16 protein-coding genes are annotated in these 24,372 nt (G+C 69.7%); 11 read left to right on the top strand and 5 right to left on the bottom strand.

The annotated features are described in order from the left end of the window. Positions 1–37: 37 nt before the first annotated feature. The 7 genes from AB0H88_RS17740 (at position 38) to AB0H88_RS17710 (ending at position 10,143) form a co-directional block, all read left to right on the top strand. Positions 38–1,909, top strand: a complete 1,872-nt coding sequence (locus AB0H88_RS17740) for a S9 family peptidase (protein ID WP_357645571.1) — start codon at positions 38–40, stop codon at positions 1,907–1,909. After that, entirely contained in the window at positions 1,873–3,183 is a 1,311-nt protein-coding gene (locus tag AB0H88_RS17735) for a serine hydrolase domain-containing protein (protein WP_357645569.1), read from the top strand. The genes AB0H88_RS17740 and AB0H88_RS17735 overlap by 37 nt, the downstream gene beginning before the upstream one ends. A 2-nt stretch (positions 3,184–3,185) precedes the next feature. Then, the gene (locus AB0H88_RS17730) at positions 3,186–4,904 is read left to right on the top strand and encodes a helix-turn-helix domain-containing protein (RefSeq protein ID WP_357645567.1); all 1,719 of its coding nucleotides are present in this window, start codon (positions 3,186–3,188) and stop codon (positions 4,902–4,904) included. A 99-nt stretch (positions 4,905–5,003) separates the two neighbouring features. Then, entirely contained in the window at positions 5,004–6,593 is a 1,590-nt protein-coding gene (locus tag AB0H88_RS17725) for an ABC transporter substrate-binding protein (RefSeq protein WP_357645565.1), read from the top strand. Next, complete coding sequence (locus AB0H88_RS17720) at positions 6,594–7,586, top strand: ABC transporter permease (protein ID WP_357645563.1); 993 nt, start codon at positions 6,594–6,596, stop codon at positions 7,584–7,586. It begins immediately after the preceding gene. Between the two features lie 68 nt (positions 7,587–7,654). After that, positions 7,655–9,466: a dipeptide/oligopeptide/nickel ABC transporter permease/ATP-binding protein gene (locus tag AB0H88_RS17715; protein ID WP_357645561.1), complete on the top strand. Its 1,812-nt coding sequence runs from the start codon at positions 7,655–7,657 to the stop codon at positions 9,464–9,466. Beyond that, positions 9,463–10,143: an ATP-binding cassette domain-containing protein gene (locus AB0H88_RS17710; RefSeq protein WP_357645558.1), complete on the top strand. Its 681-nt coding sequence runs from the start codon at positions 9,463–9,465 to the stop codon at positions 10,141–10,143. The genes AB0H88_RS17715 and AB0H88_RS17710 overlap by 4 nt, the downstream gene beginning before the upstream one ends. Positions 10,144–10,195: 52 nt before the next feature. Here AB0H88_RS17710 and menC read toward each other — a convergent pair whose 3' ends face one another. The 3 genes from menC to AB0H88_RS17695 form a co-directional block, all read right to left on the bottom strand. Further along, complete coding sequence (menC, locus tag AB0H88_RS17705) at positions 10,196–11,296, bottom strand: o-succinylbenzoate synthase (RefSeq protein WP_357645556.1); 1,101 nt, start codon at positions 11,294–11,296, stop codon at positions 10,196–10,198. After that, positions 11,293–12,087 (bottom strand): GNAT family N-acetyltransferase, encoded by a 795-nt coding sequence (locus AB0H88_RS17700; protein ID WP_357645554.1) that lies wholly within the window; start codon positions 12,085–12,087, stop codon positions 11,293–11,295. The genes menC and AB0H88_RS17700 overlap by 4 nt, the downstream gene beginning before the upstream one ends. Positions 12,088–12,374: 287 nt before the next feature. Beyond that, the gene (locus AB0H88_RS17695; protein WP_357645552.1) at positions 12,375–13,124 is read right to left on the bottom strand and encodes a hypothetical protein; all 750 of its coding nucleotides are present in this window, start codon (positions 13,122–13,124) and stop codon (positions 12,375–12,377) included. A gap of 204 nt (positions 13,125–13,328) precedes the next feature. Here AB0H88_RS17695 and AB0H88_RS17690 point away from each other — a divergent pair, with 204 nt between their 5' ends. Continuing rightward, entirely contained in the window at positions 13,329–13,451 is a 123-nt protein-coding gene (locus tag AB0H88_RS17690) for a hypothetical protein (RefSeq protein ID WP_357646396.1), read from the top strand. Between the two features lie 17 nt (positions 13,452–13,468). On the opposite strand, the gene AB0H88_RS17685 is transcribed toward AB0H88_RS17690, so the two are convergent. Further along, on the bottom strand, positions 13,469–13,969 hold the full coding sequence (locus tag AB0H88_RS17685) for a PepSY domain-containing protein (RefSeq protein ID WP_357645550.1): 501 nt from the start codon (positions 13,967–13,969) through the stop codon (positions 13,469–13,471). A gap of 180 nt (positions 13,970–14,149) precedes the next feature. Next, positions 14,150–15,040, bottom strand: a complete 891-nt coding sequence (locus AB0H88_RS17680) for an NAD-dependent epimerase (RefSeq protein WP_357645548.1) — start codon at positions 15,038–15,040, stop codon at positions 14,150–14,152. A 71-nt stretch (positions 15,041–15,111) separates the two neighbouring features. Between AB0H88_RS17680 and AB0H88_RS17675 the strand changes: the two genes are divergently transcribed. From AB0H88_RS17675 to AB0H88_RS17665, 3 genes are all read left to right on the top strand, one after another. After that, positions 15,112–16,029: a helix-turn-helix domain-containing protein gene (locus tag AB0H88_RS17675; protein ID WP_357645546.1), complete on the top strand. Its 918-nt coding sequence runs from the start codon at positions 15,112–15,114 to the stop codon at positions 16,027–16,029. 405 nt (positions 16,030–16,434) lie between these two features. Beyond that, positions 16,435–23,700, top strand: a complete 7,266-nt coding sequence (locus tag AB0H88_RS17670) for a LamG-like jellyroll fold domain-containing protein (protein ID WP_357645544.1) — start codon at positions 16,435–16,437, stop codon at positions 23,698–23,700. After that, a complete protein-coding gene (locus AB0H88_RS17665) occupies positions 23,691–24,185 on the top strand; it encodes a hypothetical protein (protein ID WP_357645542.1) in 495 nt (164 codons plus the stop codon). Before AB0H88_RS17670 ends, AB0H88_RS17665 begins: the two co-directional genes overlap by 10 nt. Positions 24,186–24,372: the final 187 nt, after the last annotated feature.

Genomic DNA, 24,372 nt, shown 5'->3' with positions numbered 1-24,372 from the left:
GAAGATGCCGTGACCTGGCCGGGCCTACCGTACGGTCATGCCACGCCTCGTCCTCGACGACCTCTACCGCATCGCGGTCCCCTCCGACCCGAGGCTGCGCCCCGATGGCGGCGCCGTCGCCTACACGCTCACCACCGCCGACCGCGACTCCGACCAGAACCAGGCCGAGATCTGGCTCGCCGCCCCCGGATCCGAGCCGCGCCGTCTCGCCTCCGGGAGCACGGCGCGCTGGTCGCCCGATGGCCGGCTGCTCGCCTTCCTGCGTCCTGTCGATGGGCAGGCGCAGATCCACCTGCTGCCGATGGAGGGCGGCGAGCCGCGCCGGCTCACCTCGGCGCCGCTCGGTGCCGGTGCGCCCGTGTGGTCGCCGGACGGCAGCCGGATCGCCTACAGCGGGCCGCACGGAGACCTCGACCCCCACGCGCCGGTCGTGGCCGACACCCTGGAGTACAAGGCCGACGGCGCCGGGCTGCTGCGCGGCCTGACCACGCACCTGTTCGTGGTGGACGTGGCGACAGGGGACACCGTCCAGGTGACCGAGGGCGGCTTCCACGTGGGCGAGCCGTCGTGGTCGCCGGACGGGCGGCGGCTGGCGTTCGCGGCGAGCATGGCGCCCGACCGGGACCTGGTCGTGGAGAGCGCGGTGTACGCGGTGGACGCCACCGGCCCGGCGCCGGGCAAGCCCGAGCGACTCACCGGGCCGGACATCATCTGCACCGGCGCCTGGTGGCTCGCCGCCCCCGACCGCGACCGGCTGGTGGTGGCCGGGCTGCGCGAGGCCATCGGCCACACCCGGCTGTACACGCTCGGCCCTGGCGCCCTCGACGAAGTGGAGACCGGGCTCGACCGCAACGTCATGACCGGCGCCCCCGGCTACCCCGGCGCCGTCCCCGCGCTACTGGGCGACGACCTGCTGTTCTGCGCCCGCGACCAAGGCCGCACGCACCTGTACCGCCTGCCGAACGGGTCAACAGCCGGAAAGGCTGAGAAGATCGTCGGCGACGACTTCACCGTGTCCGGCGTGTCCGTAGCCGCCGGCCGGGTCGCCTGGGTCGCCTCCTCCCCGCTCAGCGCCGGTGACGTCTACCTCGACGGCGAGCCCCTCACCCACCACGCCCTCCCGGACGTCGAGCTGTTCACCCCGCGCCCCCGTACCTTCACCGCCCCCGACGGCACCACCATCGAGGGCTTCGTGCTGCGCGACGAGACGCGCACCACCCCCGGCCCGCTGCTGCTCGACGTGCACGGCGGCCCGCACAACGCGTGGTCGCCCGCCTTCGACGGCGCTCACCTCTACCACCAGCAGCTCGCCGCCGGCGGGTGGACCGTCCTGCTGGTCAACCCGCGGGCCAGCGACGGGTACGGCGAGGACTTCTTCACCGCCACGGTCGGCGCCTGGGGGCTGGCCGACGAGCAGGACTTCCTCGCGGCCGTGGACGACCTGGTGGCGGAGGGTGTCGCCGACCCTGATCGGCTGGCCGTCGCCGGTTACAGCTACGGTGGCTACATGGCGTGCTGGCTGTCGACCAGGACGGACAGGTTCAAGGCGGCCATCCCCGGCGGCTGCGTCAGCGACCTCACCAGCATGGGGGGCACGTCCGACCTCGGGTTCCTCATCAAGGCCTACGAATGCCGGGGCGACCTCCAGGCCCAGTCGCCGATCGCCCAGGTGGCCCGCGTCACCACCCCTACGCTGCTCCTGCACGGCGACAGCGATGACCGCTGTCCCGTCGGCCAGGCCGAGCAGTGGTTCGCCGCGCTGCGCGAGCAGGGGGTACCGGTCCGGCTGGTCCGTTATCCGGACGCCTCGCACCTGTTCATTCTCAACGGGCGCCCCTCACACCGGTACGACTTCAACGAAAGGATCATCACGTGGCTGGAGCAATGGGTCACCGGCTCGCCGAGCTGATCGCCGAGCACGAGGTTCCGGGGGCCGCGCTGGCCTACCTGCACCGGGGCGAGGTGCACGAGTTCGCGGCGGGGACGCTCAACAAGGACACCGGCGTCGAGGCGACCCCCGACTCGCTGTTCCAGATCGGCTCCGTCACCAAGGTGTGGACCGCGACCCTGCTCATGCGGCAGATCGAGCGCGGCCGGCTGACGCTCGACACGCCGGTGGCCGAGGTGCTGCCCGAGTTCAGGGTGGCGGACCCGGAGGTCTCCAAGACCGTCACGGTCAGGCACCTGCTCTCCCACACCAGCGGCATCGACGGCGACCTCTTCCTCGACACCGGGCGCGGCGACGACTGCGTGGAGAAGTACGTCGCCGCCTGCGCCGACCTGGCCCAGAACCACCCGCTCGGCGCCACCCAGTCCTACTGCAACTCCGGCTTCACCATCGCCGGCCGGATCCTGGAGAAGCTCGAGGGCAAGCGCTGGGACGACGTGCTGCGCGAGCAGATCGTCGAACCGCTCGGCCTCACCCACACCTGGACCCTGCCGGAGGATGTGCTGCGCTTCCGCGCCGCCATGGGCCACGTCGACGGCGTGACCGCCCCCGTGTGGGGCCTCATGCGCTCGGCCGGGCCCGCCGGGCTCATCTGCGCCCGGCCCGCCGACGTGGTCGCGTTCGCCCGCGCCCACCTCGAAGGCGGCCTCCTGGACGACCCGCGCGCCATGTGGGAGCCGCAGGTCGACATCCCCAACCCGTACGCGCTGGGCAGGCAGTGGGGCATCGGCTGGATCCTCGACGAATGGGACGGTCACCAGGTCATCTCCCACGGCGGCAACACCATCGGCCAGCACGCCATGCTCTGGGCCGTACCGGACACCGGCACGATCGTGTGCGTCACCGCCAACGGCGGGCACAGCGGCGCGTTCACGCACGCCGTGGCCACCGAGCTGTTCGCCGAGCTGGACGGCCTGACCGTGCCGCGCAGGCTCGGGCCGCCCGAGACGCCCGTCCAGGTCGAGGTCGACGGCTATGTGGGCGTCTACGAGCGAGCCGGGTTCCGCGCCACGCTGAGCGTCCGCGACGGCGAGCTGTGGATCTACAGCGAGGCCACCGGCGCTCTCGCCGCGCTCCAGGAGCCGATGGAGATGCGGCTCGTCCCCGTGGACGAGGTCACCTTCGTCTGCCGCCGGGAGGAGGATCCGGACTGGATGTCCGCGGTGTTCTTCCGGCTCGAGGACGGCTCGCCGTACATCCACGTGGGAGCGCGCGCCACTCCGAAGATCAGCTGAACATGCCGGGCCACGGTGAGCGGGCGGACGGCCGCCCGCTCACCCACTCCGGGCCGGACCACGGCCGCCCGTTCACCGGCTTCGGACCCGAATACGGCCGCACACTCACCGGCCTCGGACCGGACTACGGTGAGCGGATGAACGAGCGCCCGCGCGCCAGCCTAGGACGGATCCTGCACGACCTCGGCAGCACTGTGATCGACGTGGCCGCCTCGCCGGGCGACCTCGATGCCGAGGTGACGGGGGTGCACATCTTCGATCCGCTCGACGAGCTGATCGTCCCGCCGGGCGGCATCCTGCTGGCGGTCGGCGTGCAGGGCACGGCGGAGATCTGCGAGCTGATCACGCGGGCCCCGGCGGCGGCCGGCGTGGTGGTCAAGCTGCCCGTGGACGCCGACGAGCAGGTGCGCGCGACCGTGCTGGAGACCGGTGTGGCCGTACTCGGCCTCACCAGGGCCGCCTCCTGGGCCCAGGTCGCCGCGCTGCTGCGCTCCCTGCTGGCGGAGGGCGACCTGGGCGGGCCGGGGGAGGGGCCGCAGGGCGACCTGTTCTCCCTGGCCAACGCGGTCTGCGCGCTGCTCGACGCGCCCGTCACGATCGAGGACAGGTCCGCGCGGGTGCTGGCCTACTCCGAACGGCAGGACGAGGCCGACCAGGGCCGGATCGACACCGTGCTCGGCCGCCAGGTGCCCGAGCGCTACCAGCGGATGCTCGACGAGAACGGCTTCTTCAAGCTGCTCTACCAGAGCCACGAGCCCGTCTACCTCGAACTCGACGGCGACAGCATCAACCGGGCGGCCGTCGCCGTGCGGACGGGTGACGAGATCCTCGGTTCCATCTGGGCCGCCGTCCGCGAGCCGCTCACGCCCCAGCGGCAGCGCGCGCTCGCCGACGCGGCCAAGATCGTCGCCCTGCAGCTGCTGCGCGAGCGGGCCGGAGCCGACACCCAGCGGCGGCTCCGCAGCGACCTGCTGTCCACCGTGCTCGCGGGCGGCGCCGACGCGCCCGAGGCCGCCGCGCGGCTCGGCATCGCCACCGCCCGGTTGTGCGTGCTCGCCGTCCAGCTCGCGCACCCCGCCGACGACGACCCGGCGCGCGCCGAAAGCGACCGGCAGCGCTTCGCCGACGCGCTCGCGCTGCACGTCGGCGCCATCCACCCCAAGGCGGCCGCCGCGCTCGTCGGCTCGGTGGCCTACGCCGTGCTGCCGCTGCAGGCGGGCGGTGAGGAGGAGGCGCGGGCCGTACGCGTGGCGGAGAGCTTCCTGGCCAGAGTCGGGCCCCGGCACTCGGCCAGCATCGGCGTCGGCCGCCTGGCCGCCAGCCTCGCCCATGTCGCCAGGTCCCGCGCGGACGCCGACCGGGCGCTGCGCGTGCTGCTCGCCCGCGGCGCGACGGGCCAGGTCGCCGGCTACACCGCCGTGCACTTCGAGTCGCTGCTGCTCCAGGTCGCCGACGTGGCGGCGGCGGAGGATCAGGCGCCGACCGGCCCTTACCAGCGGCTGCTCGACCACGACGCCGAGCACGGCAGTGACCTGGTCGCCACGCTGCGGGCCTACCTCGACGCGTTCGGCGACGTCAACGCCGCCTCGGCCAGGGTCCACGTACACGCCAACACCTTCAGGTACCGGCTCAAGCGGCTCACCGAGATCAGCGGGCTGGACCTGTCCGATGCCGACGCCCGGCTCACCGTCATGCTCCAGATGCGCATCTTCGGGCGATAGCACCACGCCAGCCGCGCTTTTCGTTACAGCGCACGAAGAACGATCTACGGTCAGCGACCAGGGTGGTGCCTCAGATCCCACTCCCCTGGAGCGCCCCACATGAGAAAACCAGCCGCGCTCGTCGCGCTGGCCCTGCTCGCCGCGGCCTGCGGCGGCACTGCGGGCACAGAAACAGGCACCGGCTCGGGGACGGGCGCGCCGGTCACCGGCGGCACGTTCTCCTTCGCCATCAGCGCCGACCCCGGCGTGCTCGACCCCGCCATGGGCGTGCTGTCGGTCACCAACCAGGTGCTCGCGTTCGCGTACGACACACTCGTCGGCGTCGGCGCCGACGGCCGGATCGTCCCGGGACTCGCCGAGAAGTGGCAGGTCAAGCCCGACTCGGTGACCTTCACCCTGCGCAAGGACGCGACGTGCTCCGACGGCGCCAAGCTCACCCCCTCAGACGTGGCCGAGAACGTCAACCACATCGCCGACCCCGCCACCAAGTCGCCCATCTACGGCGTTCTCGTGCCCACCGGGATGAAGGCCAAGGCGGACGACGCGGCGGGCACCGTGACCCTGTCCACGCCCGAGCCCTTCAGCTTCATCATGGAGAGCACCCAGCAGATGTTCATCGTGTGCGGCAAGGGCGTCAAGGACCGCTCGGTGCTCGCCCACGGCACCTCCGGCTCCGGCCCCTACCGGCTCACCGAGTCGGTCTCGGGAGACCACTACACCTTCAAGGTCCGCAGGGAGTACGTCTGGGGTCCCGGCGGGGCCACGGCCAAGGACCTGCCTGAGACGGTCACGCTCAAGGTCGTGCCCAACGAGCAGACCGCCGCCAACCTGCTCGTCGCCGGCACGCTCAACGGCGCCACCTTCTACGGCCCCGACCGCGCCCGCGTGGCGGCCACCCCGGGAGTCGTCAAGAACGTCCTGCCCCACGGGAACGGCCAGTTCTTCTACCACCAGGGTGACGACCGGCCGACCCACGACCCGGCCGTACGCAAGGCGCTCACCCAGGCCGTCAACCTCAAGGAGCTGTCCGGGATCGCCGCCAGCGGGACCGGCCGGCCCGCCACCGGGCTCGTCCTCGACCCGCGGCCCTGCCAGGGCGACACGGTCACCGGGCACGTGCCCGCCACCGACCCGGCCGCGGCCGCCGCCGCCCTGGACGCGGCGGGGTGGCGAGCCGGCGCCGACGGCGTCAGAGTCAAGGACGGCAAGCGGCTGACGCTGCGCTTCGTCTATCCCACCACCAGGGGATCCGGGGTGCAGGCGGCGGCCGAGTACCTGGGCGCCGCCTGGAAGAAGGTCGGCGTCGAGGTGAAGCTGAACGGCATCATCGACGCCAAGCTGGCGGAGTCGCTCAACGTCACCCAGGACTGGGACGCCATCTGGCTGCCGATCGCCGTCACCCTGCCCAGCCAGCTCGTCGGCTTCCTGTCGGGGCCGGCCGCGCCCAAGGGCGCCAACTTCGCGCACCTGACCAACTCCCGCTACACCTCGCTCGTCACGCAAGCCTCGGGGAAGCCGGCGGCCGAAGGCTGCAAGCTGTGGCTGGAGGCCGAGTCGGCCCTGTTCGAGAACAGTGATCTGGTGCCGGTGGTGGAGAACACCATCCTGGCCGCCGGCAAGGGCGGCACCTTCCGCATGATGGCAGGGGACCTCGTGCCGACCTCGATCCGCCTCACGCGGGGAGGCTGAGTGCGCGAGCTCCACACGACCGGACCCGGCTCGCCGCGCCGGGTGCGGTCACGCGGGTCGCGGTGGGTGGTGCGGCAGGTCGTGCGGTTCGCCGTCTCGCTCGCCGCGCTGCTCGTCGCGTCCTTCGCGATGATCCACCTCATCCCGGGCGACCCGGTACGGGCGTCGCTCGGGCCGGCCGCGCCGATCGAGCTCGTCCAGGCGCGTACGGCGGCGCTGGGGCTCGACCGGTCGATCCCCGAGCAGTTCCTCACGTACACGGGCCACGTTCTGTCCGGAAATTTCGGGACCTCGTTCCTGTCGGGCGAGCCGGTAGTCGAGATCGTCGCCGCCCGGCTCCCCAACACGCTGGCCCTGGCCCTGCTGGCGACCGTGGTGGCGCTGCTGGTGGCGGTGCCGCTCGGCATGTGGGCGGCCGTCCGCACCGAGAACGGCCGCAACCGGGGCACCGAATACGCCTTCACCACCGTGACGGGCACCGCCGTCGCCGTGCCCGAGTTCCTGTATTCGATCGCGCTGGTGACCGTCTTCGCCATCGGCCTCGGCGCGTTCCCGCCCGCGGGCAAGGCGGGCGCCGTCTCGTACGTGCTGCCCGTCCTCGCTCTGGCGATCGGCCCGATCGCGATGATCGCCCGTATCTCCCGCGCGGAGACGCTGCGCGAGCTGGGCACCGACTACGTACGGCTGGCGCGCGCCAAACGCCTGCCCGCCGCCCGCCTCTACCTCAGGCACGTGCTGCCCAACACGCTCACCGCCACCCTCACCCTGGGCGGCCTGCTGCTCTCGGCGCTGATCGCGGGCAGCGTGCTGGTCGAGTACGTCTTCGCCTGGCCGGGGCTCGGCCTGAAGATCGTCGAGTCGATCACTCAGAAGGACTATCCGGTCGCCCAGGGCGTCATCCTCGTCTACGGCGCGATCGTGCTCGTCGTGAACCTCGCCGTCGACCTGGCCCTGGCCGCGCTCGACCCCACCTCCAAGATCAGGGAGGCATAAGTGAAACCCCGCCCGCCGCACAAGCGCGGGGAGTGCCGCGTGAAGGCCCTACAGCCAAGGAGTTCCGCGTGAAGCCCCGCCTGCCGCGCACGCCCGCGGCGGTCGCCGGAGCGGTGCTCGTCGCGGCCATGATCGTGCTGGCCGTCGTCGGGCCGCCCATCTGGGGCACGAGCGCCGAGCGCATCGATGCGGCGGCCATCCTCCAGGGCGCGTCCGCCGCCCACCCGCTCGGCACCGACAGCCTGGGCCGCGACCTGCTCGCCAGGGTGCTCGTGGCCGGCCGCTTCTCCCTGGCGCTGGCGCTGGCCGCCACGCTCATCGGCGGTCTGGCCGGGATCGTGCTCGGCGCTCTCCCGTCCGTGCTGCCGGGCCGGCCCGCCCGGCTGATCACCGGAGCGGTCAACGCCCTGGTCGCCTTCCCCGGGCTGCTGCTGGCCATGTTCACGGCGGTGGTCTCCGGGCTGGGCGCCCGCGGCGCGGTCCTGGGCATCGGGGTCGCCATCGCGCCCGGATTCGCCCGGCTCACCCAGACGCTGGCCGCGACCGTCGCCGGATCCGACTACGTGTCGGCCGCGCGCATGCTCGGCGTGCCCCGCCGCCGGATCCTGACCGGGCACGTACTGCCCAACATCGCCGAGCCGCTCATCCTGCAGCTCACCCAGGCGCTCGGCGGCGCCCTGCTCGGCCTGGCCGGGATGTCGTTCCTCGGCCTGGGCGTGCAGCCGCCGTCGTTCGACTGGGGCAGGCTGCTGTTCGACGGGTTCGCCCGCATCTACGTGACGCCCGAGGTCGCCCTCGGCCCGGCGGCGGCCATCGCGCTCGCCGGCATCGGGTTCAACCTGCTGGGCGACGCCATGGCCAAGGCCGCCGCCCGTACCGCCGCGGCCGGGAAGGCGTCGGACGCGGCGGTAGCGCCCGATCCCGGCGAGCCGGACCCCGGCGCGGTGCTGGAGGTCAGGGACCTGACCGTCGCGTTCCCCGGCGGCGTGACACCGGTGCGCGGGCTGTCGCTGACCATCGCTCCCGGCGAGATCGTCGGCCTGGTGGGGGAGTCGGGCAGCGGCAAGAGCCTGACCGCCGCCGCGATCGGCGGGCTCGTCCCCTACCCGGGCACGGTCGCCTACGGGCGGCTGCTGCTCGGTGGCCGGGACGTCGCTTCGCTGTCGGGCAAGGAGCTCGGCACGGCGCTGGCCATGGTGTTCCAGGACCCCATGGCCTCGCTCAACCCGGCGCTGCGGGTGGGCGGGCAGCTCGCCGAGGTGGCGAGGGTGCACCAGGGCGCCGGGCGGGCCGAGGCGAACCGGCGGGCCGTGGATCGGCTCGGCCACGTCCACCTGCCGGACCCGGCCGCGCGCGCTCGGCAGCACCCGCACGAGCTGTCCGGCGGCATGCGGCAGCGCGCGGTGATCGCGATGGGCCTCATGGCCACGCCACGGTTGATCATCGCCGACGAGCCGACCACGGCGCTCGACGTGACCGTGCAACGGCAGATCCTGCGGCTGCTGCGCGAGGTCACCGAGGGGAGCGGCGCGGCCGCGCTGTTCATCACGCACGACATCGCCGTGGTGGGCGAGCTGTGCGACCGGGTCATGGTCATGTACGCGGGCCGGGTCGTGGAGGAGCTGCCCGTCTCCCGGCTGGCCGCCGAGGCCGCGCACCCGTACACGCGGGCGCTCATCGCCTCCCTGCCCGACATGGCCACCGACCGGGACAAACCTCTCGCGAGCATCCCCGGCCGCCAGCCCGCCCCCGCGGACGTGGGCCCCGGCTGCGCCTTCGCGGACCGGTGCGCCCTGGCGACCGCCCGCTGCTCCGCCGAACGTCCCCCGCTCATCCCGTACGGCGAGGCGGGCCGCGTGGCCTGCTGGGAGGTCAAATGATCATCGAAGACCTGACCGTGCGCTTCGGCGCGTTCACCGCGGTCGACCGGGTCACGCTGGAGATCCCTCCTGGCCGGATCGTCGGGCTCGTCGGCGAGTCGGGGTCGGGCAAGTCGTCGCTGGCCAGGGCGGTGAGCGGCCTGGTGCCGTACACGGGCCGGATCGACGGGGCGAACAACGTCCAGATGGTCTTCCAGGACCCGTACGCCTCCCTGGACCCGCGCATGACGGTCGGCGGGTCGGTGGGGGAGGGAGTGCGGGCGGACCGTGCGACGAGGCGGGCCGAGGTGGAGCGGCTGCTGGGGCTCGTCTCGCTTCCCGTCGACCTGGCCCGGCGCTACCCGCGCGAGCTGTCCGGCGGACAGCGGCAGCGGGTCGCCATCGCCAGGGCGCTCGGCGCCGCGCCCGACCTGCTGGTCGCCGACGAGATCACCAGCGCGCTCGACGTGTCCGTCCAGGGCGCGGTGCTCAACCTGGTGCGCTCGCTCCGCGACGAGCTGGGCCTGTCGATGCTGTTCATCTCGCACAACCTGGCGGTCGTCCGGTACGTCTCCGACGTCGTCGCGGTCATGCACCAGGGCCGCGTCGTCGAGTCCGGGCCCACGGAGCGGGTGGTCGGCGAGCCCGCCCACGACTACACGCGTGCACTCCTGGAGGCGGTGCCCCGGCTCACCTGAGTGGTCACCGGAGTGCTCACCCGCGTGGTCACCGGAGGACTTATCGGAGGGCTCAGAGGGTGATCCACTCCGTGGAGGTGGTGACCTCGTCGAGCACGGCCTGAATGGGCGCGACGCCCAGCCCCGGCCCGGTCGGCACCGCCAGGTGGCCGTCGCTCAGCTCGAACGGCTCGGTGATGTCGGTGGCGAAGTAGCGGCGCGAGGCCGAGGTGTCGCCCGGCAGCGTGAACCCGGGCAGCGCGGCCAGCGCCACGTTCGCGGCCCGGCCGAGCCCGGTCTCCAGCATGCCGCCGCACCACACCGCGATCCCGTTCGCCCGGCACAGGTCGTGGATGCGGCGGGCCTCCAGGTAACCGCCGATCCGGCCGGGCTTGACGTTGACGATCGAGCACGAGCCCAGCGCGATCGCCGCCGCGGCGTGCTCGACCGACTCGATCGACTCATCCAGGCAGATCGGCGTCCGCAACTGCTTGGCCAGCTTGGCGTGCTGGACGAAGTCGTCGTTGGCCAGGGGCTGCTCGATGAGCAGCAGGCCGAAGTCGTCCAGCTTGGCCAGCTGGCGGGCGTCCACGAGCGTGTAGGCGGCGTTCGCGTCGACCTGGAGCAGAACGTCGTCGCCGAACCGCTCGCGCACCGCCCTGACCGGCTCCACGTCCCAGCCGGGCTCGATCTTCAGCTTGATCCGCACGTACCCCTCATCGAGGTAGCCCTCGACGGCGTCGAGCAGTTGCGGGATCGAGTCCATGATGCCGACGGAGACCCCGCACGGCACCCGGTCACGGTCCGCGCCGAGGAACCGGCCGAATGACTCGCCCGACGCCCTGAGCTGGGCGTCCAGCACGGCCGTCTCCAGGGCGGCCTTGGCCATCCGGTGCCCCTTGATCGGCTCCAGGGCACGGCCGACGGCGTTCGCGTCGAGGGTGCGGGGCAGGGCGGGCAGCAGGAAGCGCCGGATCACCTCGGCCGCGCCGTCGACGTACTCGGGGGAGTAGAGCGGCTCCGACATGGCCACGCACTCGCCCCAGCCCTCGGCGTCGGGCGTCACGACCCGTACCAGCAGCACGTCACGGGCCGTCTCGGTGCCGAACGAGGTGCGGAACGGCGCCACCAACGGCATCGCGATCCGCCGCAGCTCAACTCCGGTGATCTTCACGCTTTCTCCACTACGTAAAAGGACTTCTGATGGAACCCGGTGACGACGCGGCCTTCGGCGATCATGCCGCCCAGGACGTCCCGCATGGCGTGACGCCATGCCTTGGCCGTTCCCGGGTCGGCCCGGCGCAACCCCTCGATGTCGGGAGGCGCGGCCACCAGCACCACCGCGGCGTCCGTACGGCCCGGCACCGGCCGGCCCCCGTCGTCGGCCAGGCCCACCACCGCGTCGCCCGGCACGTGGACCGGCCACGGCTGCCGCCTGGCCAGGGCCTCGACATGCGGCGCGGACAGCTCCCAGACGGCCAGCATCCGGTCGGACTCGTCGCCCTGGTTGATCTCGTCGTCCATGATGCCGTAGAAGCTGGCCAGGTATTCGCGCGGCCGGGCGCCCAGCTTGGCCAGGTTGAAATGGGCGTTGCGGCGCACCAGCGGGTCGTAGGTCCAGGTGACCCGTCCCAGCTCGCGTTCCAGTGCCCACCGGCGCTGGTGCAGCTTGATCTCGAACCCGATGCCGCGTCCGGCGGAGGCGCCGGTGATGTGGGAGTGCAGCGCGTTGCCCGCCGCGAGGAACCCGACGGACCCGCCGGCCATCCGGTCGCCGTCGAAGGCGCCCGCGACGTAGCCGCCCGCGTGCGACAGCGCCCGCATCAGCTCGACCGTGATCGGCTGCCCGCCCTGGTCGAACCGCCAGATGCCGTCGAACAGCGCGAACAGTCCCTCGAACTCCGCGATCTCGTGTAGTTCCCTGACCGCGATCAACCTGCCGGCCCTCCGAGTAGTCGATGTCACCCGCGACCGTACGCCACAGTGAGGGCGGCCGGATTCGTGCCGGTTCACCAAGACAGGAGGGTTCTTCGTCGCCGAGCCCTACGGCCTGGCTCGGCAGCGCGGGTGCTCCGGTGGAGTTCGCGCTGCCCGAACCCCAGCGGCCTTCCTGACCTGCGCGAGCGACGTCGCCGCGCCCGGCAACACCTACGCCAAGCCCTGGTACGAAGGCATGACCCAGGTCGAGAAGCACTTCTGACCAGTTGGCTTCGACAGCCGGGCATGGCGACATCGGCCGTCATGCCCGGCTGTCAGGCTCTTTGCTCAGTGGTGTGAAGGTAGCCCACGGTGGCGGCGAGCAGGAACACGCCCCAGACCAGGAAGACCGGATAGGTCCCTGCGAACCCCCAGCTCCCGTCGAGGATCATGGCACCGCCGTCGGGCGCGCAGGTACGGGTCATGCCGAACGCCAGGCATTTGGTCATCATCGCCCCGTACTGGCCGACCAGCAGACCCACCACCGCCGCTGGAACGACCGCCAGGCCACGCGGTACCCGGCGCCGCCCCGCGAACGGCACCCACCCCGGGACGACTTGGCCCCATCGGCTGATCAGACCCAGCGTGAGCAGGGCCCCGGCGGCCGGTCCGGCAACGAGCAAAGCCCAGAACACCGCCGAGCCGCCCAGCTCTGTCAAGCCGGAGCGGGAGTCCGCCGCTACACCAAGCGGTACGCCCAGCCCCCACAACAGGTGCGGAACCGAGAAGCCCAGCACCGGCACGCCGGCCGCCACCCAGGTCACCACCTTGGCCCAGAGCGCGGGACGGATCGTCCCATCGGCCCGGCGCTCGTGCGGGCGTGGGGCGGTGCGTGTGCCGTAGCAGGTGGTAGTCAGCGCGAGCAGCAACCCCAGTGCGGCAAGCAGTACCTGCCAGACGAGCGCGGGGTCGCCGAGCTTGCCGAACGCCAGCCGCATGACCAGGTTTCCCGGCGCCACCAGCGTGAGCGCGGCCGCTCCTGCCCAGCCTGCGCCCAGCAGCGTCGGCCGCGTACGTGATCTCATGGCCGCCCACGGTAATGCCCGCCATCCTCTGGCGATCTCCCTCTCCTGGGTGAAAAACCTCCCCCATACGGGGGAATGCCCGTTGGGAAGCGTTAGCAGCCGGTGCACCGCCGATTGGCCACTTCCCACGGTCGGTGGCCAGCCGGGTGCTCAGTGTTCTGGACGCGTTCTCCGGCGAACGCCGCCGGCTGACCCTGTCCCGACATCAGCCGGTGGACCAGGATGCCGCTGACGACGGCGCGCCGCCTGGTCGGTGAGCTGGTCGCGTGGGGCGCGCTGGAACGCGACCGTAACGGCCGCTACCAGATCGGCCTCGAAACACCGTAGTGCCGGACTCGCCGCCTCTAGTCGTTCTTGGTCACGGCGCCGGTCTTGGCGTCGATCTTGAGCCCCTGCCAGGTGCCGTCCGGGCTGACGACATCGACATCCCAGACGAGGAGGTCGTTGTTGTACTTGTCCAGACTCATGTGGGTGATCTTGCCTTTCGACACCGAGGACGACACCTTCTCCATCGCGTCCTTGAAGGTCACCTTGGCGTCCTTGATCAGCCCCATGACCCTGGCCTTCTCCCCTTTACCGGTGTCCTTGGACCTGGCTTCCGAGACCACCTTTCCCGACGCGTCCACTTCCAGTAGTCGCTCGGTGCCATCGGGTCCGGCCAGTTGGACCTCCCAGATCTTGCCGTCGTTCTCTGACTGGACCGAGAGGACATGGGAGCCCTCGGCGGAGTTCGTGGCCGCGGTGGCCGCTTTCTCGAGGCTCGCCATGTCGCCGGGTTCCTGCTGGGGACCGCCCGGCGTCGACATGGGCAGGGGGATGACAACCCGCGCGGGCTCCGCCTTCATGGTGCCGGACTGAGGGTGGGCACTTCCGCAGGCCCCGGCCGCGAGCAAGGCCGAGCCCGCGAAGATGGTGCCAATGATGGTCTTTGACCGGTTTCTCCCATTCATGCTGAAGACGCTGCCCGGAACTCCATAAAGGCACGCCCAGGCCCTGGGCAACACGCTCCAGGGCCCTTCCCGGCGCTAGATCAGTTCGCGGAGCACGTCGTCGACCGGGGTGGCACTCACGCCGAGGATCTTCTCGGTTTCGGAGTAGTCGATGACGAACGGGTGGCCGGGCTTGGTGAGCACTTCGTGCATTTCCCCCCAGAGCGGGTCGGTGTACGCGAGCAGGGTCCGGTCGCGTTCGGTCATCTCTTCCATCCGTGGTTCCGGCGCCCCCGCGAGTTCGGCGAGTCGCCCGGCCAGCTCCCGTACCGACAGGGTCGAGGTGGGCGCGTGCCACGCCCTGCCGTACGCCTGATCGTCGCGGCTCGCGGCGACCAGCGTGCGCGCGGCGTCGCCGATCGCCGTGTAGCTGTGCGGCACGTCGAGCTCCTGCGGCACCAGGACGAGCCTGCCCTCCAGTACGTGCCGCTGCACCATGAAGCTGAACACCGAGAAGGCTCCGGCGCCGTAGAACTGGCCGGCCCGCACCTCGGTGACCTTCACCCCTGAGGAGGCGGCCTCATCCCATACCCGCGCCCTGGCCCGTCCTTTGGGTCCGGCGGCGGCCAGCGGGAAGTCTGGGGTGATCGGCCCGTCCACCGACCCGTAGGCGTAGAGATTGCCGAGCATGACGTAGGCGGCTCCGGTCCGCTGCACCGCGGTGAGCAGTGACGCCGACAGGATCGGGAACAGCTCGGGCCAGGTGTGGTACGGCGGCGCGGCGGTGGTGAACAGCGTGTCCGCCCCCTCGGTCAGCTCGGTGAGCCGATCGGTGTCGGTCGCGTCCGCGGCGACCTTGTCGATGAGCGGATGCTCGGGCCCACCGCCGGTGCGGCTGATCATCCGTACCCACTCGCCGTCCTCGGCCAGCAGCAGAGCGGTCTTCGACGCGGTGGCCCCACGACCCACGATCACATGAAATTTCATGACTACAACGGTGCCGACCCGTGGCCTCCTGGCATAGTGGCCGGAATGCCAACTATCCGGAGGATCTGGCCATGCACCGCGTCGCCGCAGTCGTCGTGCCCCCCGTGCTGAGCTTCGACATCTCGATCCCCTTCATGGTCTTCAACAGCGTTCCGCACTATGACGTGCGCGTCTGTACGGCTCGGCCCGGCCCGCTGCCGACCGTCGGGGGTCCCGACGTCGTGGTCGCGGACGGTCTGGACGCGCTGGACGGCGCGGACACGGTGCTCGCCGTCGGCAGCGGCGGCGAGCAGGCGCCCCCGGAAGTTCTCGACGCCTTGAGGGGAGCCGCGGCCGGCGGCGCCCGGATCGCCTCGCTGTGTACGGGCGCGTTCGTGCTGGCCCAGGCCGGCCTGCTCGATGGGCGCCGCGCCACCACCCACTGGGGGCTGGCCGACGACCTCGCCACCCGCTTCCCGTCGATCGAGGTACGGCCCGACGTCCTCTTCGTCGAGGACGGCGGCATCTTCACCTCGGCGGGCGCCGCGGCCGCCATTGACCTGTGCCTGCATCTGGTCAGGCTCGACTATGGCGCGGCGGTGGCCAACGCGGCCGCGCGGCTCGCGGTCGTCTCTCCTGTACGGCCAGGCGGCCAGTCCCAGTTCATCGAGACACCGCTGCCTCCCGAGCGCGGCACCTCACTCGCTCCCACCCGGGCCTGGGCGCTGGAGCACCTTGATCGCCCACTCACCCTGGCCGACCTGGCCGGACACGCCAAGACAAGCGTGCGTACCCTGACCAGGCGATTCCACGCGGAGACCGGGCTGAGCCCACTCCAGTGGCTGCTGCACCGGCGCGTCGACCGGGCCAGGGAACTGCTGGAGACCACCGAGCTGCCCATGGATCAGGTGGCCGAAAAGAGCGGTCTGGGCAGCGCGGCCTCCCTCCGCAAGCACCTGTCCAACCGGGTCGGGCTCTCTTGTCGGATAGGTCGGAATTACTTACGTTGATCATCGAATGATGATCGGCTCCGAGCTGCGCGGGGGACGTGTGTTTCGCTGCGGCGGAGAGCGAAGGTTGGCGCCTTGTCGGCGTCCTTCGTGTGGTTCGGAGTGTGGTGACGCATGCGTCGGGTCTCGTCATGGCGGCGTTCGGTTGGAACGATCTTTGCGCTCGCGGGTCTGGCGTCTGGCCTGCTCGTGTTGCAGGCGCCGCCTGCTGTGGCGGTCCCTGTGGTTGGCGCCATGGGCGGTGGTAGTTCCTCGCTGATGGTGCCGGTGCAGATGGCTGGGTCGGCTGAGGGTTTGCCGTCGCTGCTGCCTACTACGAGAGTGTCAGCAGCGCTGGCGCCTGCGGATGGTTGGCGATCTGACGTGCAGGTGCCTGAGGGGGCGGTGCCAGGTGAGGACCGGACTTTGGATTCGGCGACGGTCGAGGCCAAGCAGGACGGCCTGCCGGCGGGGGTGGCTAGGGCGGAGGCGGCGGAGCGGTCGGTGCTGGCCGTGCCGGGGTTGGTGGATGTCTATCCCAAGCAGGGGTATCTGGTCGATTCGTTGACGCCGGTGTTGCGGGCGTGGGGGCAGAGCAACAACGGCGGTTCCGCGTTGTCGTATTCGTTCAAGGTGTGTGATGTCGAGTCGATGTCCGGCACCGGGTGTACGACGTCGGGGTATGTGGCGGGCAACGGCAACAGTTGGAAGGTTCCGGCGAGCAAGCTGGCGTGGGGTAAGCAGTACTGGTGGACGGTCACCGTCAAGGATTCGTTGGATTCATCGACCACGGTGTCGCCGGTGTTGACGTTCGTGACCGGGGTGCGGCAGCCGGCGGTGACCTCTGGGCTGGCCAATCGCGGTGTTGACGGGCATGAGTTCGATCAGCAGACGGGAAACTACACCACCACGTCCACTGATCTGACGGTGGTGACGGCGGGGCCGCCGTTGTCGGTGGCGCGTACTTACAACAGCATGGATCCGCGGACGGACGGGATGTTCGGTGCGGGCTGGTCGACGCGCTGGGACATGAAGGTCGTCAAGGAGGTGCGCGGCGGGTCGACGTCGGCGCTGGTGACCTACCCGGGCGGGCGGCAGGTGCGGTTCCGGGCCAATGGTGATGGCACGTTCCAGCCGCCGCCTGGTATGTATGCGACGTTGGCCGAGCAGAGCGGCGGCACGTGGCGGTTGATGGACAAGGTGGCCGCCAATTACCGCTTCGACGCTGTCGGCCGGTTGACGTCGATCACTGATGGGCGCGGCCGCGCTCAGAACCTGACCTACGACACGGCGGGGAAGCTGGCCAAGGTGACCGGTGTCGGGGGCCGGTCGTTGACGTTCACCTGGCAGGGGAACCAGGTGGCGTCGATCTCCAGCGATCCGGTAGACGGCAAGGCGCTGACCTGGACGTATGGCTATGACGGCGGCAGGTTGACGCAGGTGTGCGCGCCGGTGGCGGCGCCGAACTGCACCTCGTATGAGTACGGCAGCGGGTCGCTGTATCGCAGCAGCGTGCTCAACTCCGACCCGTTCGGCTACTGGCGGCTCGGTGAGGCGTCGGGCACGAGCGGAGATGACCTGGGCACCGGCGCCGGGGACCTGACCTACCAGGGCATCACGCTGGCGCAGCAGGGTGCGCTGGCCGGTACCACCGACACCTCGGCCATGTTCAAGGCGGGCTCGGTGGTGAAGCTGCCCTCCAGCACGATCCCGCATCTGGGCGATCAGTTGTCGGTGGAGGCGTGGTTCAAGACCACCCAGTCCGGCGTGATCATGGCCGCGGGCACCGCCGAGACCAGCAGCCTGGCGCGCGGGGCGATGCTGTACGTGGGCACCGACGGCAAGCTGCGCGGTTCGCTGGACGCGGTGATGACCCCGATCACCTCCGCTGCGGCGGTGAACGAGGGTCAGTGGCATCACGTGGCGCTGAGCGTGGCCGGGCAGAACCAGACGCTGTACCTGGATGGCCAGCAGGTCGGCACCATGACCGGGACGGCGACCGGCTGGCGTACGTTCGCCACCATCGGCAACGGCGTCACCGACCCGGCCAAGTCCCCGGCCGTGCCCTCGACCGTGGGGGCGTTCCCGTTTCAGGGCCAGCTGGATGAGGTCGCGCTGTACGGTCAGCCGCTCACCGCGGCCGAGGTGGGGGGCCACTACGCTGCCCGAAACGGTGCGCCGTTCAAGCTCGCCAAGGTCACACTGCCGTCCGGCCGGGTCTGGGCTTCCAACACCTACGACGACAAGAGCGACCGGATCGCCACCCACGTCGACAACAACGGCGGCACCTGGAAGATCGGCGCCATCGCCACCGAACAGCAGTCCGGCGAGGCGCAGGTGAGCGTGACCGACCCGAACAACAAGCCGCTCACGTACCTCTACGACGCCTGGCGCGGCTACCGCATCCGGGGCGAGACCGACCAGCGCAACTACACCACCTGGCACGAGTACGACCAGGCGGGCTTCCTCAAAAAGGTGATCGACCGCAACGACATCGCCAACGAGATCTACCAGGACAAGCGCGGCAACACCCTGGGCCGGCAGTACTGCCGGGCGCCGGGCGAGTGCGCGATCGAGTTCTGGACCTACTACCTCAACCCGAACGACTCGTTCGACCCGCGCAACGACCAGGTGACGGCCTACCGGGACGGCCGCTCGGCTGGCGACACCGACAACACCTACGCCACGAAGGCCGACTACAACACCTACGGCGAGCAGACCAAGCAGACCACCCCGGCCACCGCGGACTTCCCGCAGGGCCGCTCGATCAGCACCGTCTACACCGACGGCAGTGAGCCCGCGATCGGCGGCGGTAGCACTCCGGCCGGTCTGGTGAAGACCAAGACCGACGCCCTGGGCAGCCAGTGGAGCTACCGCTACACCTCAGCAGGTGACCTGGCCGAGCAGAGCGACCCCCAAGGCCTGGTCACCAAGCTGGACTACGACTCGCTGGGCCGGATGACGGCCAGCACCCGCGTCTCGCAGACGGTCCTGAACGGCGCCAAGACGATCTTCACCTATGACGATCGCGGCCGCCTGGTCACCAGTACCGCCCCCGCGGTGAAGAACGAGCTCAGCAACGTCACGCATACGGCGCAGACCAGTACTACCTATGACCCGGACGGTAACACGCTGACGCAGACGATCGCCGACCTGACCGGCGGCGATCCGGACCGCGTCACCACCTACACCTACGACACGCACGGCCGTCAGGACTCCATCACCAACCCCGAGGGCGGCATCGCCCGGCAGGACTGGAACCCGCTCGGCCAGCCCATCCGCACCACTGACGCGCGTGGCACGGTGATCGAGTCGGGCTACAGCGAGCGTGGTGAGCTGATCTCCAGCACTTTGAAGGGCTGGACCGGTAGCCCGGTCAACCCGGAGGCGGCCAAGGACGTGGTGCTGGAGACCCGCGGCTACGACGCGGGCGGGCGGCTGCAGACCAGCGTGGACGTGATGGGCCGCAAGACCACCAACAAGTACTGGATGGATAACCGGCTTCAGGAGCAGATCGCGGCTGGCGCCAGGCTGAACAGCCCCTCTGCCACGCCTCGCGATGTGGTGGTCAAGGCCGAGGAGTACGACGCGGCCGGCAACTTGACCGAGCAGATGACCGGTAACGGCAAAACCATCACGACCTTCACCTACGACGCGGCCAGCAGGCTCACCAAGCAGGTCCTGGACCCCGGCGGGCTGGCCCGCGCCACCGCCTTGACCTACGACGCCAACGGCAACATCACCAAGTCGTCCCGGACGGCCGCCACCGATACCGGCCGAACCGAGACCACCAGCTACGCCTACAACAAGCTCAACCAGCCCACCAAGCAGACCGTCGAGAACGGCACCCAGGACATCGTCTCCTCCACCGGTTACGACGATCGCGGCTTGGTCACCTCCACCACCGATCCGCGTGGCAACGCCGACGGGGCGAACGCCGCCGACTACACCGCCACGCTGCGCTACGACGCGCTGGACCGGCTGGTGGAGACCACCGCTCCCCAGGTGCAGGTGGACAAAAACGGCACCGCCGCCCAGGCGCGCCCGTCTACCATGGTCGGCTATGACGTGGTGGGCAATCAGACGCACCAGCGTGACGCCGAGGGGCGCACCTTCGTCTCCACCTTCGACAAGGTGGGTCGGTTGACCAGCGCCGGCGCGCCGGCGTACACGCCGCCGGGCGGCAGCGCGATCACCACGACCGTCCGGCACGCCTACGACGCGGCCGGGCAGCGCAAAACCACCACCGACCCGAACGGCAACGTCACCTCCTACGACTATGACCAGCTCGGCCGGCAGGTCCGCGTCACCGACCCCGCTCCCGATGGACAAACCGCGGGCACCTGGGTGAGCGAGTACGACATGGCCGGAGAGAAACTGGCCGGCATCGACCCCACCGGCGCGCGCAGCCAGGCCACCTACGACGACCTGGGCAGGCAGATCACCGCCACGCAGATCGAGCGCAAGCCCGCCACCGCCAGCTACACCACCACCATGGAGTACGACGACGCGGGCCGGTTGCTCAAGCAGACCGCCCCGGGCAACAAGGTCACCAGCTTCACGGTCAATGCGGCCGGTGAACCAACTACGGTCACCGATCCGCTAACCAACAAGACCACCACGGACTACGACCTGGCCGGACGCCCGACCAAGGTCACCGATCCGAACCTCAACGCCAGCGTCGCCGAGTACGACCTGGCCGGCCGCAAGACCACCGTCAAAGACCTGAACACCCCCGGCGCGGTGCAGCGCACCTACGGCTACGGCTACGACCTTGCGGGCAACCCGACCAGCACCACCTCCCCCGAAGGTCACATCACCCAGCAGACCTTCGACGCGCTGAACCGCGCCACCTCGCTCATCGAACCGGTCTCGGCCGGCGAGCAGATCACCACGAGCTTCGGCTACGACGCCACCGGCGCCCGCACCCGCACCACTGACGGTCGCGGCAACGCCACCTGGATCAGCTATAACAGCCTCGGCCTGGCCGAAACGGTGACCGAGCCGGCCACCACGGCGCACCCGGACCTGGCCGACCGCACCTGGACCCAGATCTACGACGCGGCCGGCAACCAGAAGGCCACCATCCAGCCCGGCGGCGTACGCATCGACCGCACCTTCGACCACCTCGAGCGCCTCACCAAGGAAACCGGCGCAGGCGGCGGCGCCGCGAGCGCCGAGCGCACCTTCGGCTACGACCTGGCCGGACGCCGCACCACCGCAGGCGATCTCACGGTCGACTACAACGACCGCAGCCTGCCGTTGAAGGTCTCCCGTGGCACCACCCAGGAGACCGCCTACGGCTACGACGCGCTCGGCAACCCCACCCAGCGCATCGACGCCGCCGGCACCTCCACCTTCACCTGGGACAACGCCAACCGCCCGGCCACCGCCACCGACCCCGTCACTGGCCGGAAGATCACCTACGGCTACGACAAGAACAACCTGGCCTCGCTGACCGCCACGACCGGCACCACCACTGTCGACACCCAGATCTTCACCTACGACAAGCTGAACCGGCTGGAAACCCAGACCCTGCGCAAGGGCACCAGCACTGGCACCCAACTCGCGAAGATCACCTACGGGTGGGACAAGGATGACAACCTCACCACCAAGACCACCGCGGGCACCGCCGGGGCGGGCACCAACACCTACGGCTACGACCACGCCGGGCGCTTAACATCCTGGACCGCCCCCGGCGGCGCAGTCACCGCTTATGAGTGGGACAAGGCGGGCAACCGCACCAAGGCCGGCACCGCGACGTTCACCTACGACGAACGCAACCGTCTGACCACCGGCGATGGCACCGACTACACCTACACCCCGCGCGGCACCCTGGCCGGCCAGACCAAGGCCGGCGCCACCACCGCCTATACCTTCGACGCCTTCGACCGGCTCATCGCCGACGGCGACAGCCTCTACAGCTACGACGCCCTCGACCGCCTCGCCTCCCGCATTCGCGGCACCGCCAAGCAGACCTTCGCCTACTCCGGGCTCGGCAACGACCTGGCCGTCATCACCGACAGCGGCGGCGCCATCCAAGCCACGTACGGCCGCGACCCCGGCGGCGCCCTGCTCGGCCTCAAGGAAGGCACCAGCGCAGCGGTAGCGGCACTGAACGACATGCACGGCGACCTCGTCGCCACCTACACCACCACACTGCAAACCTCCACCGCCTACGACCCCTTCGGCACCATCACCGCCCAAACCGGAACCAAAACCACCCTCGGCTACCAAGGCGAATACACCGACCCGGACACCGGCAAAGTCAACATGCACGCCCGCTGGTACCAACCCGGCACCGGAGCCTTCACCAGCCGCGACACCGCAGACCTCAACCCCAGCCCATCCGTCCAAGCCAACCGCTACACCTACGCCAACGCCTCACCCCTGACCGGCACCGACCCCACCGGCCACTCCACCGTCATCTCCGGCGACGCCATCGGCGGCACCTGGAACTCCCCCTACACGCCAGGCGTCGACTACCAAACAGCCACCGGTATCTATGCTCAGCAAGGCATCGTGGCTGGAGGAGGTGGCGCAGGAAGCGGGTTGTGCATCGGCAGCTGCGGCTCCATCGGCAACTACTCAAGCGGTGCCATCGCCTGCGACATCTGGTCCTGCGCCAGCGCCGACGTTGACCCAGCCGTGGTCGCCGAAGCTCAATGGAAACCCCCTCTCATGGGCGAATCAATGCTCGCTCAGCTCGGATGGAAGGTCATGCCCAACGGCCGACCTGTCGATCAGCCCAACTTCTGGTTCGCCAGCGAAAAGGTACAGCTGGCCTATATGGCAGCATGGTCCCCCACACTGACCGACGCGCAGTTGGCGTTCAATTGGGTGAAGGCCGGCGGCCTGGAAAGCGTCGCAGCCATGGAACGGGCGGCGAAGGTTAACCCTGGGAGCGCGAAGCTCAAGCAATGGCGAGAGATGCAGCAGGTTGCCGCGTCGCTTCAGTCCGGCGGCCGCGCGGCACCTGCTTTGATGTCAAAAGACGGAACCGCTGCATCCCGCTTCAAGTTTTACAGCATATATCAGAACCTCCTGAAATACCATGGAACCATCAATCGAGCAGCCGACAATCACCACGTCAGCAGAAGGGCTCTGACGGCCGTTCTACTTTGGGAGATGAACACGCTGGCGAACAAGTACGGCGCACTCAGTCTAACCGGCGACTTGTTATTAGGGATCTACAATGACAGAGAGAAGAACGAGGGAGTGGGCGCGTCCGTCGGACTGGCTCAACTGGAGATCTACAAGGTCCGCATGATGATGATGAAGTGGTACGGGAAGGAAAAGTGGAACAGCCGGCCGATTGGGGATTTTGTGAAGCAGGCGCTGGATCCGAACAGGGCCATACACTTGGCTGCCGCATGGATGGAACACCTCAAAGAGAACGTGTGGTATATGAAGGACGGCGCCAAGCATTATCTGGACAACAATGAGGCGGCGATCGCCTACTGTGGCTGTTCCGGGGTATGGGTTGACAATCCTATATCTGGAAATACGGAGCTCAATAGCGAACGTTTCCGGGCATGGGCAGAAAACGGTTTTACGGACAAAGCGCTCGGCGGTTCGACCGCCGCTACCGGAATTAAGCGCCGATACCAGATGCTGGAGTGGCTGAAGCCTGGTAACGCAGTCGACGAATATTGGGAGTGCAACCGCGTGGGCTGGGACAAGTGCGACTAAGAGCAGGGTTCACGGAGAAGGCGGCCCGCATCGGCCGGATCGCCGCCACCGTCCTCGGTGCGGTCCTCATGGCTTCGGGGTGCGTGTTCTCCTCGGCCAAAGTGACGCTGCGGGTCGATCCCGCCGCTCTCGACGACGTTCGCGGAATAGGCGAGGTGCGGGCGGAAGCCAGCCATGAAAGCGAGAGAGACGGCAAGACACAGGTCTCGCGAGAGCTCGTTATCGACGTCGGGGCCACGAGCGGCCGAGAGGCGCTCGACAAGGCGGCTGATCTACTGGCAGCCCGCAAGTGGGTGATCACAACGCAGAACCGGCCGACGATCGTGTTGATGGAATCCGCCCGCTGGGGCGAAACGTACGCGACTCTGCGTCCGTTTGATCCGGCGTACTTTGAAGACAAGCCAGAAGTCCTGGAGCAACTTAAGAAGGCTTCCGTAAAGGAGGAGCCGCTCGTATACCTTGATGTGTACGAAGGGACAATATGATAGCGGTCGAGCACTGATATATCTCTTGCCGGGTGGATGCCTGGAGTTTGCGGTCTGCTTGGTGTAGTGAGGATGGTCGGAGTTGCCCATCACGAAGGTGCGCAGCGGCCTGAACTGGGCCTCGTCGGGCAGCTCCGACGCTTTGCAGCGCCGGAGCTCCTCAGAACCGGCCGTGCCCGCTGGGCCC

It is taken from the genome of Nonomuraea sp. NPDC050680 (assembly GCF_040654555.1).
Classification (GTDB): Bacteria; Actinomycetota; Actinomycetes; order Streptosporangiales; family Streptosporangiaceae; genus Nonomuraea.
The sequence above is the reverse complement of the archived record's forward strand: the minus strand, read 5'-3'. Positions and strand labels throughout refer to the sequence as shown.